The 14,788-nt window shown below is 67.4% G+C and carries 10 protein-coding genes; 8 read left to right on the forward strand and 2 right to left on the reverse strand.

All coding sequences use genetic code 11. From position 1 onward, the window contains the following. Window positions 1-33 precede the first annotated feature (33 nt). From A9J21_RS26175 to A9J21_RS26185, 3 genes are all read left to right on the forward strand, one after another. Window positions 34-1,059, forward strand: coding sequence for an FAD:protein FMN transferase (locus A9J21_RS26175; protein ID WP_066740823.1), 1,026 nt, complete (start codon window positions 34-36; stop codon window positions 1,057-1,059). Further along, window positions 1,056-2,645, forward strand: a complete 1,590-nt coding sequence (locus A9J21_RS26180) for a sulfite reductase flavoprotein subunit alpha (protein WP_066740825.1) — start codon at window positions 1,056-1,058, stop codon at window positions 2,643-2,645. The genes A9J21_RS26175 and A9J21_RS26180 overlap by 4 nt, the downstream gene beginning before the upstream one ends. 99 nt (window positions 2,646-2,744) lie before the next feature. Then, window positions 2,745-5,183, forward strand: coding sequence for a penicillin acylase family protein (locus A9J21_RS26185; protein WP_066740826.1), 2,439 nt, complete (start codon window positions 2,745-2,747; stop codon window positions 5,181-5,183). Between the two features lie 203 nt (window positions 5,184-5,386). Here the strand turns inward: A9J21_RS26185 and A9J21_RS26190 are convergent, their stop codons facing one another. Further along, window positions 5,387-8,407 (reverse strand): FAD-binding and (Fe-S)-binding domain-containing protein, encoded by a 3,021-nt coding sequence (locus A9J21_RS26190; protein WP_066740827.1) that lies wholly within the window; start codon window positions 8,405-8,407, stop codon window positions 5,387-5,389. A 77-nt stretch (window positions 8,408-8,484) separates the two neighbouring features. Continuing rightward, complete coding sequence (locus A9J21_RS26195) at window positions 8,485-9,177, reverse strand: GntR family transcriptional regulator (protein ID WP_066740829.1); 693 nt, start codon at window positions 9,175-9,177, stop codon at window positions 8,485-8,487. Between the two features lie 250 nt (window positions 9,178-9,427). Here A9J21_RS26195 and A9J21_RS26200 point away from each other — a divergent pair, with 250 nt between their 5' ends. The 5 genes from A9J21_RS26200 to A9J21_RS26220 all read left to right on the forward strand — a co-directional run bounded on the left by A9J21_RS26200 (window position 9,428) and on the right by A9J21_RS26220 (window position 14,774). Continuing rightward, window positions 9,428-10,636, forward strand: a complete 1,209-nt coding sequence (locus A9J21_RS26200) for an alanine--glyoxylate aminotransferase family protein (RefSeq protein WP_066740831.1) — start codon at window positions 9,428-9,430, stop codon at window positions 10,634-10,636. A gap of 116 nt (window positions 10,637-10,752) precedes the next feature. Continuing rightward, a complete protein-coding gene (locus A9J21_RS26205) occupies window positions 10,753-11,757 on the forward strand; it encodes a tripartite tricarboxylate transporter substrate binding protein (RefSeq protein WP_066740833.1) in 1,005 nt (334 codons plus the stop codon). Window positions 11,758-11,936: 179 nt separating this feature from the next. Further along, a complete protein-coding gene (locus tag A9J21_RS26210) occupies window positions 11,937-12,443 on the forward strand; it encodes a tripartite tricarboxylate transporter TctB family protein (protein ID WP_066740835.1) in 507 nt (168 codons plus the stop codon). Window positions 12,444-12,453: 10 nt separating this feature from the next. Continuing rightward, window positions 12,454-13,980: a tripartite tricarboxylate transporter permease gene (locus A9J21_RS26215; protein WP_066740836.1), complete on the forward strand. Its 1,527-nt coding sequence runs from the start codon at window positions 12,454-12,456 to the stop codon at window positions 13,978-13,980. Next, window positions 13,977-14,774 carry an enoyl-CoA hydratase/isomerase family protein gene (locus A9J21_RS26220; RefSeq protein ID WP_066740838.1) on the forward strand — a complete coding sequence of 266 codons (798 nt, stop codon included), beginning with the start codon at window positions 13,977-13,979 and terminating at the stop codon, window positions 14,772-14,774. Before A9J21_RS26215 ends, A9J21_RS26220 begins: the two co-directional genes overlap by 4 nt. Window positions 14,775-14,788 lie beyond the last annotated feature (14 nt).

The raw sequence follows: 14,788 nt of genomic DNA on the forward strand, positions 1-14,788 counted from the left end.
GCCGGCAGAACGCCCCAGGCCCCCAGGACACCCATGAACCGCGTGCTGATCCCCGTCGCGCTGTCCGCGCCCCCGCCGCCGCCCATCGCGCATGGGCAGGTGCGGCAATGGGCCGGCGAGACGATGGGCACCACGTGGTCGGCCCGCGCGGTGCTGGCGCCGGGGCAGGCTGCCAATCAGGCAGCCAATCAGGCTGAAGGCATCGAATCCGGCATCCGCGCCGTGCTGGACGCCGTGATCGCGCAGATGAGCAACTGGTCTGACACGTCGGACCTGTCGCGCTTCAACCGTGCCGCCGCCGGTAGCTGGGTGACGCTGCCGGACGACTGCTTCACGGTGCTGCAGGCCGCGTTGCAGACGGCGCACGACAGCGGAGGCGCCTACGACCCCACGGCAGGCCCGCTGGTGGACCTGTGGGGTTTCGGGCCGGCCGGGCGCCGTATCGCGGCGCCCTCCGTGGACGATGTGCTGCGTGTTCGCGAGCGTTGCGGCTGGCAGCGGCTTGATGTCGACGCCGGTCAGCGCTGCGTGCGCCAGCCGGGCGGTGTCTCGCTGGACTTCTGTGCCATCGCCAAGGGCTTCGCGGTCGACGCCGTGTCGCGCTATTTGGATGCGCAAGGCATGGCACACCATCTGGTGGAAATCGGCGGCGAGCTGCGCGGCCAGGGACTCAGGCCCGACGGCATGCCGTGGTGGGTGGAACTGGAATCGCCCACGGCCGATGGCACGGCGCCCGCGCGAACGATGATCGCGCTGCTGGGTTTGTCAGTGGCGACCTCGGGCGACTATCGCCGCTACTTCGAACACGGCGGGCAGCGCTTTGCCCATACGATCGATCCGCGCACCGGGTATCCGGCCGCGCATGCGCTGGCGTCGGTCACCGTGATTCACCGCGATTGCATGCTGGCCGATGCGCTGTCCACGGCGCTGACCGTGCTCGGCCCGCAAGCCGGCATGGCCTTCGCGCAGCGCCACGCGCTGGCGGCGCGATTCCTGGTGCGCACGCCGGACGGCTTCGACGAACTCGCCACGCCGGCCTTTGCGGCGATGCTGTCATGACGCGCTGGCTGTGGGGCATCGTCTTCGCGGCCGGTGGGGCGCTTGCCATGCTGGCGCATAGCCGTACGTTCATGGCGACGGGCGTGGTCATCGCCTATCTCGCATTCTGCGCCGGCGTGATCGGCGCACACCGGCGTCGCCGTGCGGCACGCGATGCGCTGTCCGCGCCTGGAGACGGCCAGCGCAAGCCGACGCTGGTGGCCTATGCCAGCCAGACCGGGTTTGCCGAACAACTGGCGACGCAGACCGCGCGGGCGCTGCAGGGCGCGGGCATGCCGGTGCAGCTGCTGTCGTTTGCCGATCTCGACGGCAGGCATCTGGCCGCGTGCGGGCAAGCCCTGTTCCTGGTCAGCACCACGGGCGAGGGCGATGCGCCGGACACGGCATCGGGCTTTGCGCGCAAGCTGATGTCGGGCACCTCGCCCGACGCGCTGAAGCCACTGCGCTACGGCATCCTGGCGCTGGGCGACAGCAGCTACGCGCGCTTCTGTGCGTTCGGCCATGCGCTGTCTGGCTGGCTGCAGCGCCATCAGGCCGAGCCGCTGTTCGACATGGTCGAAGTCGACAATGGCGACCCCGGCGCGCTGCGGCACTGGCAGAACCATCTGTCCGCGCTGAGCGGCGGCGCCGAGATCGCGGACTGGGAGCGTCCGCGCTACGGGCGTTGGCAGCTTGTGGAGCGCCGGCTGCTGAACCCCGGCAGCGTGGGTCAGCCCGCCTGGCATCTGGCGCTGCAGCCGGAAGCCGCCGACGATCTGGCATGGCAGGCTGGCGATATCGCCGAAGTCGGGCCCTGCCAGCCGCCCGACGCCGTGGCGCGGCTGCTGGACAAGCTGTCAATGGATGGATCGATGAGGGTCCGCTGCGACAGCCGACCGATGACGCTGGCCGAAGCACTGGCCACGCGGCTGCCGCTGCCCGATGCCCATATGGCGACGATGGCGGGCCTGGCGCCGCAGGCGCTGATCGATGCGCTGCCGGCCCTGCCCCATCGCGAATACTCGATTGCGTCATTGCCCGCCGATGGCCGGCTGGAACTGCTGGTGCGACAGACGGTGCATGCCGATGGCAAGCTCGGGCTGGCGTCGGGCTGGCTGACCCGGTACGCCGCCGAAGGCGCGCATATCTCGCTGCGGGTGCGCAGCAACCGCAGTTTCCATGCGCCCGACGACGACCGGCCGCTGATCCTGATCGGCAACGGTACCGGGCTGGCCGGGCTGCGGGCGCTGATCAAGACCCGCGCCGCCCAGGGCCGGCATCGCAACTGGCTGCTGTTTGGCGAACGCTCTGCCGCGCATGACGACTTCCACGGGGCAGAACTCGCGGCGTGGCGCGAGCAGGGCGTGCTCCCGCGTATCGACCGTGCGTGGTCGCGCGATGGCGGGGCGCCGCACTATGTGCAGGACGCTGTGCGGGCGGCGGGGGCCGACATCGCCGACTGGGTGGCGCAAGGCGCAGCCATCTACGTCTGCGGCAGCCTGCAGGGCATGGCCGGCGGCGTGCACGCGGCGCTGGCCGATATCCTGGGCGAGGCTCGCCTGCAGCAGATGATCGGCACGGGCCACTACCGGCGCGACGTCTACTAGCCACGCCCCCTGCGCCAACGCGCGTTTTGCGGCGGCGCAGGATCGCCGCCGCGATCACATTCCGCTATCCTCGCTGTCAGTTTCCGTCGAGGAGTCCCGATGCCCCGTTCCATCCGCCCCTGGCGCCGCGCAGCCGTCGCCGCCTTCTGGCTGGCCGCCGCCAGCTTGCCCGTCCAGGCCGCCGGCCCGGACAAGTTCGCGGTACCCGGCCTGGAAAAGCCAGCCACGGTGCTGGTGGACCGCTGGGGCGTGCCGCATATCTACGCCAATACGCTCTACGACGCGTTCTATGTGCAGGGGTTCATGGCCGCACGCGACCGGCTCTGGCAGATCGACCTGTGGCGCAAGCGCGGGCTGGGCGAGATGGCGAAGGACTTCGGCCCGGCCTATGTCGAAGGCGACCGCATGGCGCGTGCCGTGCTGTTCCGGGGCGACATGTATCGCGAATGGCTGGCCTATGGGTCCGATGCCAAGCGCGTGGCCGAGGCCTTTGTGGCTGGCGTGAATGCCTATGTGGCGCAGGTGGAGGCGCATCCGGAACTGCTGCCGCCCGAGTTCAGGATCCTCAACTACAAGCCGTCGCGCTGGCGCGCCGAAGATATCGTGCGCATCCGCCATCATGGCCTGACGCTGAACTTCACGGGCGAGATCGATCGCGCGCAGATCTTCTGCTACGTGAAGCCCAACGCCGTACGCGCCGACTGGGTGCGCCGCGAGCTTGATCCGGCGGTCGAGCCCAAGGTGCCCGAGGGTCTCGACACCTGCGCCGTGCCGGCTGCCGAACTGCGCCGCGCCTACGACCTTGCCACGGCTGCACCGCGTTTTCCGAAGGAATGGTGGTCGCAGGGCGTCAGCAAGGCCGGCAACATCCCGGTGGAGCAGCTCTATGCCACCGTCGACGCGAACAGCGACACCGGCCGCAGCCTGGGGTCGAACAACTGGGTGATCGCCGGCAGCCGCACCACCACGGGCCGCCCGATCCTGGCCAACGATCCGCACCGTGCCCATGGCGCGCCCAGCCTGCGCTACATCAGCCATCTCAATGCGCCGGGGCTGTCGGTGATCGGCGCGGGCGAACCGTTCCTGCCCGGCATTTCGATTGGTCACAACGGCACGATTGCCTTCGGCCTGACCCGGTTCTACATGGACCAGGAAGACCTTTACGTCTACGAGACCAACCCGGCCCAGGCGCACGAATACCGCTACAAGGGCCGCTGGGAGCCGATGGAAACCGTCACCGAGCAGATCGCGGTGCGCGGCGAAGCCACGCCGCGCAAGGTGACGATCGACTACACCCGGCATGGCCCGGTGCTGTTCGCCGATGCCAAGACCGGCCGCGCCTACGCGCTGCGAGCGGCCTGGCTGGACTACGGCATGGCACCGTACTTCGGCTCGATGGACTATATGCGCGCCCAGAACTGGGACCAGTTCCGCGCCGCCATGAACCGCTGGGGCGCGCCGGGCGAAAACCAGGTCTATGCCGACCGTAGCGGCAATATCGGCTGGATTCCGGGCGGGCTGACCGTCAACCGTCCCAACTGGGACGGCCTGATGCCGGTGCCCGGCGATGGCCGCTACGAATGGGCGGGCTATCGCAACATGGACGAGCTGCCGTGGGCATTCAACCCGGCGCCCGGCTACGTGGTGACGGCCAACGAGAACAACATCCCGCCCAATCATCCGGCCGCGAAGATCGGCGTGGGCTACGAGTGGAGCGACAGCTCGCGGGCGCGCCGCCTGAAGGCAGTGGTGGCGGCCAATCCGCGCAGTTCGCTGGAAGACTCGATGGCGTGGCAGAGCGACACGGTATCGCTGCCCGCGCAGCGTGTGGTGGCGCTGGTCAAGCCGCTGAACAGCAGCGATGCCCAGGTGCAGCGCGGCCTGGACCTGCTGCGCAACTGGGACGGCAACGAGCGCGCCGACAGCGCCGCCGCCGCGCTGTTCGAGGTCTGGTTCACCAAGTACCTGCGGACGGCCGTGGTGCGTGCCGCGTTGTCGCCGGAGGGCGCGCGTCTGGTCGGGCCCGGCGATGCCAGCCGCGTGATCGCCGTGCTGGAGCGGCCCGATACGTGGATGACGGTGGACAAGCGCAACGAGATCATGACCGCCACGCTGAAGTCGGCGATGGTCGAGGTCGAAAAGAAGCTCGGCACCGACCCCAGGGCCTGGCAATGGGGCAAGCTGCACACGGCTGTGTTCAGCCATCCGCTGGACCCGATCCTGGACCCGGCGCAGCGCCAGCAGTTCGACGTCAATGCGGGCCCGATTGGCGGATCGTCATTTACGCCGATGAACACCAGCTACCGCAACAGCGACTACCAGCTGACGGCCGGGGCGTCGTTCCGCATGGTGCTCGACGTGGGCAACTGGGACGCCTCGCGCGTGGTCAACACGCCGGGGCAGTCCGGCAACCCGGCCAGCCCGCACTACCGCGACCTGGCGCCGCTGTGGGCCAAGGGCGAGTACTTCCCGCTGGTGTATTCGCGCAAGGCGGTGGAAAAGGAAAGCAAGGAACGCGTGGAGCTGGTGCCGCAGTGATGCGGGGCGTCGTGGGCCATTGAGGCACCGGCCCTCTCCCCCGGCCCCTCTCCCGCAAGGCGGGAGAGGGGAGAAACCAGCGGCATAGCGAATACCGTCTGTTTGCTCCGCGCTCCCACACAACGGCATAGCGAATACCGTCTGTGTTCGTCCCTCTCCCGCGTGCAGGAGAGGGGCGTGCGAGAGGGCAGGCCTCTACTTCACTACAGCGCCATCTCCAGCACTCGCGCCACATGCAATGCCTCGCGGCCGGCGCCGTCGTGGATCTGGTGCCGGCAGCTCGTGCCATCGGCCACGACCAGCGTGCCGGCGTCGGCCTTGCGCACCGCTGGCAGCAGTGACAGTTCCCCCATCCGCATCGACACCTCATGGTGCTCGGCTTCGTAGCCGAAGCTGCCGGCCATGCCGCAGCATGACGATTCGATCAGCGCGGTCTTGAGCTCCGGAATCCATCCCAGCACCTGTTCCACTGGCCGTACGGCATCGAATGCCTTCTGGTGGCAGTGCCCGTGCAGCAGCGCCTGCTTGTGGTCGATGGGCTTCAACGCCGGGGCGAAGCGGCCAGCCGCATGTTCGCGCACCAGAAACTCCTCGAACAGGAAGGCGTTGTCCGCCAGTGCCCGTGCGGCGTCGCCATAGCCGTACTGCAGGAATTCATCGCGCATCGACAGCAGGCACGACGGCTCAAGCCCCACCACCGCCACGCCGCGCGAGACAAATGGCAGCAGCGTGTCGAGCGCGCGCTTCGCTTCGGCCTTGGCTTCATCGACCAGACCGGCTGCCAGGAACGTGCGGCCGCAGCACAGCGGACGCTCGCCAGGCACACCCGACAGATGCACGGTGTAGCCGGCCGCCTCCAGCACGCGCTGGGCGGCCCGTGCGTTGCCGGGCTCCATATGGTTGTTGAAGGTGTCGACGAACAGTACAACGTCCTTGCCGCCCGCGGCCTGCGCCTGATAGTCGTCGCGCAGGAAGGCCGGCTGCCAGCGCGGCAGCGAGCGTCTGGCCGACAGCCCCAGCAGCCGTTCGCCCAGTTGCGGCAGCCCCGGCACGCGGTCGCGCAGGTTGAACAGCCAGGGCAGCCTGCTGGCGGTGCCCGCATAGCGCGGCAGGAAGGCCACGAGCTTGTCGCGCAGGCGCAGCCGGCCCGCGCGGGCGTTGGCGGCGCGCACCTCGATCTTCATCTTCGCCATGTCGATGCCGGTCGGGCAGTCGCGCTTGCAGCCCTTGCAGGACACGCACAGGTCCATGGTGTCCTTGACGGCGGGATCGAGCAGGCCCTCGCTGCCGAGCTGGCCGGACAGCGCCAGCCGCAGCGTGTTGGCCCGCCCGCGGGTCAGGTGCTGCTCGTCGCGCGTGACGCGATAGCTCGGGCACATGGTGCCGGCGTCGAACTTGCGGCAGTGGCCGTTGTTGTTGCACATCTCCACGGCGGCAGCCAGGCCGTTGGCGGGATCGAGCCCGGTGCCCGGCGCGCTTTCCGCCTCGGTCACGGGGTTGCGCGTGACGTTCCAGGCCGACCAGTCCAGCGCGGGTTGCAGCGGCTTGACGGTGTAGCCGGGCGGGAAGCGGAACAGCGCCGTGTCGTCCATCTTCGGCGTGCGCACGATCTTGCCGGGGTTGCAGCGGTTGTCGGGATCGAACAGCGCCTTGACCTCGGCAAACGCGTTCGCCAGCGACGGGCCGAACTGCCACGCCACCCATTCGCCCCGGCACAGGCCGTCGCCATGCTCGCCAGAGTAAGCGCCCTTGTATTCGCGCACCATGGCGGCGGCTTCCTCGGCAATGGCGCGCATCTTGCCTGCGCCGTCGCGGCGCATGTCGAGGATGGGGCGCACATGCAGCGTGCCGACGCTGGCGTGTGCATACCAGGTGCCGCGCGTGCCGTGCTTGTGAAACACCTCGGTCAGGCGCGACGTGTATTCGGCCAGGTGTTCGAGCGGTACCGCGCAGTCCTCGATGAACGACACCGGCTTGCCATCGCCCTTCATGCTCATCATGATGTTCAGGCCAGCCTTGCGCACTTCCCACAGCGCCTTCTGCGGGGCCGCATCGGGCATCTCCACCACCGAGCCAGGCAGGCCCAGGTCGGCCATCAGTTCCACCAGCTGGCGCAGGCCGCGCAACGTGGCGTCGCGGTCTTCACCGGCGAACTCCACCAGCAGGATGGCCTCGGGCTCGCCGATCAGCGCCTTGTCGATGACGGGGCGGAAGGCCGGATTGCTGCGCGCCAGGTCGATCATCGTGCGGTCGACCAGTTCCACGGCAGCCGGCTTGAGCCCGACGATATGGCGCGTCAGGTCCATCGACTGGTAGAACGTGGGGAAATTGACCACGCCCAGCGTCTTGTGCGTGGGCAGCGGTGCCAGTTGCAGCGTGATCTGGCGGAAGTACGCCAGCGTGCCTTCCGAGCCCACCAGCAGGTGCGCCAGGTTGACGCTGCCGTCGGCGGTATAGGGCCGCTCGTTCTGGGGGTGGAAGATGTCGAGGTTGTAGCCGCCCACGCGGCGCAGCACCTTCGGGTACATCTGCGCGATGGCGTCGCGTTCGCGCTCGGCAATGCGGCGTACGCCGTCGGCAATGGCGCGGTGGGGTGCGTTGTCGTCCGGCCACCGTGCGTCGAAGCGCACGTCGTCGCCATTCGCCAGGATGGCCTGCACGCCCAGCACGTTGTGCACCATGTTGCCGTACTGGATCGAGCGCGAGCCGCACGAGTTGTTGCCGGTCATGCCGCCGATCGTGCATTGCGCGGCGGTGGAGACATCCACCGGAAACCACAGGCCATGGGGCTTGAGCCACGCGTTCAGGTGATCGAGCACGATGCCGGGCTGCACGGTGACGGTGCGCGCCTGGGGATCGAAGTCGATCACCTGGTTCAGGTACTTGCTGTTGTCGATCACCAGCGCCTCGCCCACGGTCTGGCCGCACTGGCTGGTGCCGCCGCCGCGCGGCAGCAGCGGTGCCTTCAGGTCGCGGGCGATATCGAGCGCGAGCCGGGCGTCGGCTTCGTCGCGCGGCACCACCACGCCCAGCGGCATGATCTGGTAGATCGACGCGTCGGTGGCATAGCGGCCGCGGCTGGCGGTGTCGAACAGCACGTCGCCGCGCAGCTCGGCGGCCAGGCGCCGGTACAGCGGCGATTGCAGGGCGGACGGCGACACGGCGCCGGGCATGAAGCGCAGCGGTTGCACGCCGGGCGGCGTAGGGGTGACAGGCAAGGCCATGAGCGGGGATGTCTCCGGTTGCGGACACTCGAAGTCGCCGTCATGGCCCCGGGGGCGCCCGCTGCGGGCGCTTCGGTTCAGGCGGCGACGTTCTGTGCGCGTTCTAGTTCGGCGATCAGCGCGGCGTGCTTGTGCTCCAAGTGCGCGCGCAGGATGTCACGCAGGGCCGCACCGTCGCGCTTCGCCAGGGCATCGAGCATCTCGCCGTGCTCGCGCACGGCCATGTCCCATTTGTCGTGGTCGAAGTTCGAGCGGAAACGCAGCGCCTGGATACGCAGGTTGATGCGTCGATAGGTCTCCTCAAGAATCGGATTGCGCGCCGCCGCGTTGATGGCGTCGTGGATGCGCCGGTTCAGCGCGTAGTAGTTGGGCAGGTCGCGCCGGGCGTGGCACGCCAGCATCTCGAAGTGCAATGCGCGGATCTCGTTGAGCTCGGCCTCGGTGATGCGCTGGCAGGCCAGTTCGCCCGACATGGCTTCGAGCGCGCCCATCATCTCGAACAGGTGATTGACGGTGTCGGTCGACAGCACCACCACCTCGGCGCCCCGGTTCGGCAGCAGCGTCACCAGCCCGTCGGCGGCCAGCACCTTGAAGGCCTCGCGCAACGGTGTGCGGGATACCTGCAGCAGGTCGCACAGCACGCGCTCGTTCAACCTGGTGCCTGGCGCCAGATCGCCCTCCATGATCATCGTGCGCAGGCGCTGGGCCACCGCCACATGCAGGATCTGGCGGTCGACGGCTTGCGGGGATAGGGTCGGAGAAGTGCTCATCAGGGATCGTGTGGCTTGACAGTATTGTATTCAAAACCTACTCTGGGGCAAGCACGAATCACGTTCCGGTGCGATTTTTGACACCCGGAACCATGCAACGACTGGCATCAAGGCCTTCTAGTTGTTGATTTATAAGGCTTTTTAGCGGAACGGCGAGCGTACATGCCTGCCAACATTATCCCGCATGCTGGCGCTGCAGTGCATCCCTGTTTTTTGAATACAAAATTCAAACGTGAGGACACGAGGCGACATGATCCGACTGAATTCCCATCCCGCCGGCCGGCACTTCCTGCAGATTCCGGGACCCACCAACGTGCCCGACCGCGTGCTGCGCGCGATGGACTATCCGACCATCGACCACCGTGGCCCCGAGTTCCAGCAGCTCGGCAAGAAAGTTCTGGCTGATATCCGCAAGGTCTTCCAGACCGAACAGCCCGTGGTGATCTATCCGGCGTCGGGCACCGGCGCGTGGGAGGCGGCGCTGGTCAACACGCTGTCGCCGGGCGACAAGGTGCTGATGTACGAAACCGGCCATTTCGCGTCGCTGTGGAAGAAGATGGCCGACAAGCTTGGCCTGAACCCCGAATTCATCGTGGGCGACTGGCGCCATGGCGTGGACGCGGCGGCCATCGGCGCGCGGCTGGCCGACGACCGCAACCACGAGATCAAGGCGGTCTGCGTGGTCCACAACGAGACGTCGACGGGCGTCACGTCCGACGTGGCGGCCGTGCGCCGTGCCATCGACGCCGCCAATCACCCGGCGCTGCTGCTCGTGGATACGATTTCGTCGCTGGGCTCGGTCGACTATCGCCACGACGAGTGGGGTGTCGACGTCACGGTATCGGGCTCGCAGAAAGGCCTGATGCTGCCGCCGGGCATCTCGTTCAACGCGGTCAGCCAGAAGGCGATTGCTGTCTCGGCCAAGGCGAAGCTGCCGAAGGCGTTCTGGGGCTGGGAAGAGATCCTCGAATCGAACAAGAACGGCTTCTGGCCGTACACGCCGGCCACGAACCTGCTCTACGGCCTGTCCGAGGCGTGCGACATGCTGCTGGAAGAAGGCCTGCCGAACGTGTTCGCGCGCCACCAGCGCCATGCTGCGGCCACGCGCGCCTGCGTGACGGCCTGGGGGCTGGAGATCCTGTGCCAGAACCCGGCCGAATACAGCCCGGCGCTGACCGCCGTGGTCATGCCCGATGGCCATAGCGCCGATGCGTTCCGCAAGACCGTGCTCGAGAACTTCAACATGTCGCTGGGGCAGGGCCTGTCGAAGCTGTCCGGCAAGGTCTTCCGCATCGGCCACCTGGGCGACTTCAACGACCTGACGCTGATGGGCACGCTGGCCGGGGTGGAGATGGGGCTGGCGCTGGCTGGCGTGCCCCATCGCGCCGGTGGAGTGCTGGCGGCGATGGAAAGCCTGCGCAACGCGGCCAGCACGCAGCCAGCCTTGCGCGCAGCCTGACCCGGACCCCGGCAACCCAACCGATGTAGCAGACAGAGGCGGCCCCGCAGAGGCCGCTCCGACAACAGGCCGATGCGCCGCCAGAGCGCACGGCCGCCACCCAAAGGAGACAGACCATGACGTTTCGTTATGCTGCGCGCGCGCTCGCGTGCGCCCCGCTGTTTGGTGTCGCGCTGGCCGCCGCGCCGGCGTTTGCATGGGAGCCCACCAAACCGGTGGAAGTGGTCGTGCCGTTCAGCGCCGGCGGCGCATCGGACCAGATGGCACGTTCGATCCAGGGCATCATCGCCAAGCACAAGCTGATGAACCAGCCGATGATCGTCGTGAACAAGGCCGGTGCCAGCGGCGCGGAAGGGCTGATGGATACCAAGGCGTCGAAGGGCGATGCGCACAAGCTGCTGGTGACATCGTCGGCGCTCTACACGGTGCCGATGATCAGCCAGCTGCCGTTCAACTGGCGCGACCTGACGCCGGTGGCGATGGTGGCCATGGACGAGTTTGTGCTCTGGACCAACGCCGAGGCCCCGTACAAGACGCCGTCCGACTACCTGACCGAAGTGAAGAAGACACCGGGCAAGTTCAAGATGGGCGGTACGAGCTCGAAGCGCGAAGACCAGATCATCACCGCGCAGACCGAGCGCAAGGCCGGCGTGCGCTTTATCTACATCCCGTACAAGGGCGGCGGCGAGGCCGCGACACAACTGTCGGGCAAGCATATCGACTCCAACGTCAACAACCCGTCCGAATCGATCGGCCAGTGGCGGGCTGGCGAGCATCGCGCGCTGTGCGTCTATGCGCCCGAACGCATGCAATACACCTCCAGGATCACGGGCACGCAGAGCTGGCACGACATCCCCACCTGCAAGGAGCAGGGCCTGGACGTGCAATACCAGATGCTGCGCGTGTTCATGCTGCCCGGCGGTGTCACGCCTGACCAGCAGAAGTACTACGTGGACCTGATGCAGAAGGTGGTGGCTACGCCCGAGTGGAAGGAATACCTCGAAAAGAACGCGCTCAAGAACGACTTCATCGCAGGCCCGAAGCTGGTGGAATTCCTGACGGCCGACGAAACGCGCCACAAGGACATCATCAAGGAAGCGGGATTCGTGGCGGCGAAGTAGTTGCGCTAGCTGTTGGCTGATGGTTTGCTCCCCTCTCCCGCGTGGCGGGGGAGGGGCCGGGGGAGAGGGCGCATCGGTTCGGACTGCATACCCGGCAGGCAGAACCCCACACCCTTTCCCCCAACCCCTTTCCCACAAGTGCGAAAGGGGAGCCGAAAACAGAACGGGGGAGACACCCAATGAGCAATCCAACACATGACGCTGCCGCGCCGGCGGCGATCACGGTGCGCGCTGCCGAAATCGGCGTTGCCATCCTGATCGCCATTGGCGCGGTGGTGGTGATGGTCAGCAATTACCAGATCGGCGCCGGCTGGGCGCCCGACGGCCCGGAGGCCGGCTATTTTCCGTTGCGCATCGGTGCGCTGATCTTCCTGGCGTGCCTGGTCGTACTGTGGCAGGCATTGCGCACACCGAACGATGCCGTGTTCGTGACCTGGCCCCAGCTCAAGCAGGTGGCCGTGATCCTGGTGCCGCTGACCGTGTACGTGGCGCTGATCGCCTTCCTGGGCATCTACGTGGCATCGGCCATCTTCATTGCCGGGTTCATGCTGGCGATCGGCAAGTTTGCATGGTGGCGCGCGGTGCTGACCGGCGTGGTCATCAACGTGGTGCTGTTCTGGATCTTTGAAATGCAGTTCCGCGTGCCGCTCCCCAAGGGGCCGCTCGAAGCGGCTTTTGGATTCTGAGGGGGCGAGCATGGAAGAACTCAATGCTTTGATGGGCGGCTTTGCCGTGGCGATGTCGTGGCACAACGTCGGGCTGATGCTGGTGGGCATCCTGCTCGGCATCGTGGTGGGTGTGCTGCCGGGCCTGGGCGGCCCGAATGGCGTGGCGATCCTGCTGCCGCTGACGTTCTCGATGGAGCCCACGTCGGCCATCATCATGCTGTCGTGCATCTACTGGGGCGCGCTGTTTGGCGGGGCCATCACGTCGATCCTGTTCAACATCCCCGGCGAGGCCTGGTCGGTGGCGACCACGTTCGATGGCTATCCGCTGGCGCAGCAGGGCGAGGCCGGCCGTGCGCTGACGTCGGCGTTCACGGGGTCGTTCCTGGGTGCGCTGGCCGGTGTGCTGCTGATCACGTTCCTGGCGCCGATGGTGGCAAAGTTCGCGCTGCGTTTCGGGCCACCGGAATTCTTCGCGGTCTACTTCCTGACGTTCTGCAGCTTTATCGGCATGGGCAAGGAAGCCAAGGCCAAGATCGTGATCGCGATGTGCATCGGCTTTGCGCTCGCTGCGGTGGGCATGGACACGGTGTCGGGCACGCTGCGCATGACCTTCGGCTCCACCGAACTGCTGCGCGGCTTTGACTTCCTGGTGGTGGTGATCGGCCTGTTCGGTATCAGCGAGATCCTGATGACCATGGAGGAAGGTGTCGCGTTCCGCGGCAAGCGCGCCAATATCGATCTCAAGGTGGTGCTGAAGACGTGGGCCGAACTGCCGCGCTACTGGATGACGCTGATCCGCTCGTCGATCATCGGCTGCTGGCTGGGCGTGACGCCGGGCGGTGCCACGGCGGCATCGTTCATGGGCTACGGCGTCGCCAAGCGCTTCTCGCGCAAGCGCGAGACATTCGGCAAGGGCAACGTCGAGGGCGTGATCGCGCCCGAGTGCGCCGCGCACGCCGCCGGGACCAGTGCGCTGCTGCCGATGCTGGCGCTGGGCATTCCGGGTTCGGCCACGGCGGCAGTGCTGCTGGGCGGGCTGATGATCTGGGGCCTGCAGCCGGGGCCGCTGCTGTTTACCGAGCAGAAGACCTTTGTGTGGGGCCTGATCGCCAGCATGTACCTGGGCAACCTGGCCGGGCTGATCGTGGTGCTGTCGACGGTGCCGCTGTTCGCCGCCATCCTGCGCATTCCGTTCGCGATCATCGCGCCGTTGATCCTGGTGGTCTGCGCGATTGGCGCGTTCACGGTGCATAACGCCATGTTCGATGTCTGGCTGATGCTGATCTTCGGCGTGGTCGGCTACGTGCTCAAGAAGCTCGACTATCCGCTGGCGCCGCTGGTGCTGGCCCTGGTGCTGGGCGACCGGGCCGAAGACGCGTTCCGGCAGACCATGCTGATGTCGCAGGGCGAGATGAACGTGTTCTGGTCCAACGGGCTGGTCGGCACGATCATGGCGCTGGCCGTCGTGATCCTGGTCTGGCCGGTGTTTGGCGGGCTGCTGGAAAAGACAAGGCGCCGCAAGATGGTATCGGCGCACGAGGGGGCAGCGGAATGAGCGAAGGACTGATCGAACAGGGCACCCTGCTGGTCACGCGCGACGACGCCGTGGCCACCATCGTGCTGAACCGGCCCGCCAAGCTGAATGCCTTCACGCTGGACATGTGGCGCCAGCTTGGCGATGCGTTCCGTGCGCTGTCGGCCGACGACTCGGTGCGCTGCGTGATCGTGCGCGGCGCTGGCGACAAGGCGTTCTCGCCCGGCAACGACATCGGCGAGTTCGAGACCACGCGGTCCAACAAGCAGCAGGCCGTGGCCTATGGCGCGGTGATGCACGCCACGGCGCAGGCCATGCAGGACTGCCCGCATCCGGTGGTGGCGCAGATCCACGGCATCTGCGTGGGCGGCGGGCTGGAGGTGGCGGCGATGGCCGATATCCGCATCTGCGGGCAAGGCAGCCGCTTTGGCGCGCCGATCAAGAACCTGGGGCTGGTGATGGCGCACGCCGAGATGGCGCCGCTGATCCGGCTGATCGGCACGTCGCGCACGCTGGAACTGCTGTTCGAGGGCCGGATCGTCGGCGCCGGCGAGGCGCATGCGATGGGGCTGGTGTCGCGCGTGGTGCCAGACGACCAGGTGGCCGACGAAGCGCGTGCCACGGCGGCACGCATTGCGTCGGGCGCGCCGCTGGTGGCGCGCTGGCACAAGCGCTTCGCACGGCAACTGGCGGCGGGCATGCCGCTGTCGGCGGCCGACCTTGATGCCGCATTCGACTGTTTCGATACCGAGGATTTCCGCGCTGGCTATCGCGCGTTCCTGTCCAAGCAGACGCCGAAGTTTGCCGGACGCTAGTTTCGGAGGAGACC

The sequence above is a fragment of the Cupriavidus sp. D384 genome, from assembly GCF_001652915.1.
Lineage (GTDB): Bacteria > Pseudomonadota > Gammaproteobacteria > Burkholderiales > Burkholderiaceae > Cupriavidus.

Excerpts from the sequence above, each read along its gene's own strand:
- A9J21_RS26210 (WP_066740835.1), top strand. The coding sequence starts at position 11,937 with ATGAGCAATCCAACACATGACGCTGCCGCGCCGGCGGCGATCACGGTG.
- A9J21_RS26175 (WP_066740823.1), top strand. The coding sequence starts at position 34 with ATGAACCGCGTGCTGATCCCCGTCGCGCTGTCCGCGCCCCCGCCGCCG.
- A9J21_RS26205 (WP_066740833.1), top strand. The coding sequence starts at position 10,753 with ATGACGTTTCGTTATGCTGCGCGCGCGCTCGCGTGCGCCCCGCTGTTT.
- A9J21_RS26195 (WP_066740829.1), bottom strand. The coding sequence starts at position 9,177 with ATGAGCACTTCTCCGACCCTATCCCCGCAAGCCGTCGACCGCCAGATC.
- A9J21_RS26215 (WP_066740836.1), top strand. The coding sequence starts at position 12,454 with ATGGAAGAACTCAATGCTTTGATGGGCGGCTTTGCCGTGGCGATGTCG.
- A9J21_RS26220 (WP_066740838.1), top strand. The coding sequence starts at position 13,977 with ATGAGCGAAGGACTGATCGAACAGGGCACCCTGCTGGTCACGCGCGAC.
- A9J21_RS26200 (WP_066740831.1), top strand. The coding sequence starts at position 9,428 with ATGATCCGACTGAATTCCCATCCCGCCGGCCGGCACTTCCTGCAGATT.
- A9J21_RS26185 (WP_066740826.1), top strand. The coding sequence starts at position 2,745 with ATGCCCCGTTCCATCCGCCCCTGGCGCCGCGCAGCCGTCGCCGCCTTC.
- A9J21_RS26190 (WP_066740827.1), bottom strand. The coding sequence starts at position 8,407 with ATGGCCTTGCCTGTCACCCCTACGCCGCCCGGCGTGCAACCGCTGCGC.
- A9J21_RS26180 (WP_066740825.1), top strand. The coding sequence starts at position 1,056 with ATGACGCGCTGGCTGTGGGGCATCGTCTTCGCGGCCGGTGGGGCGCTT.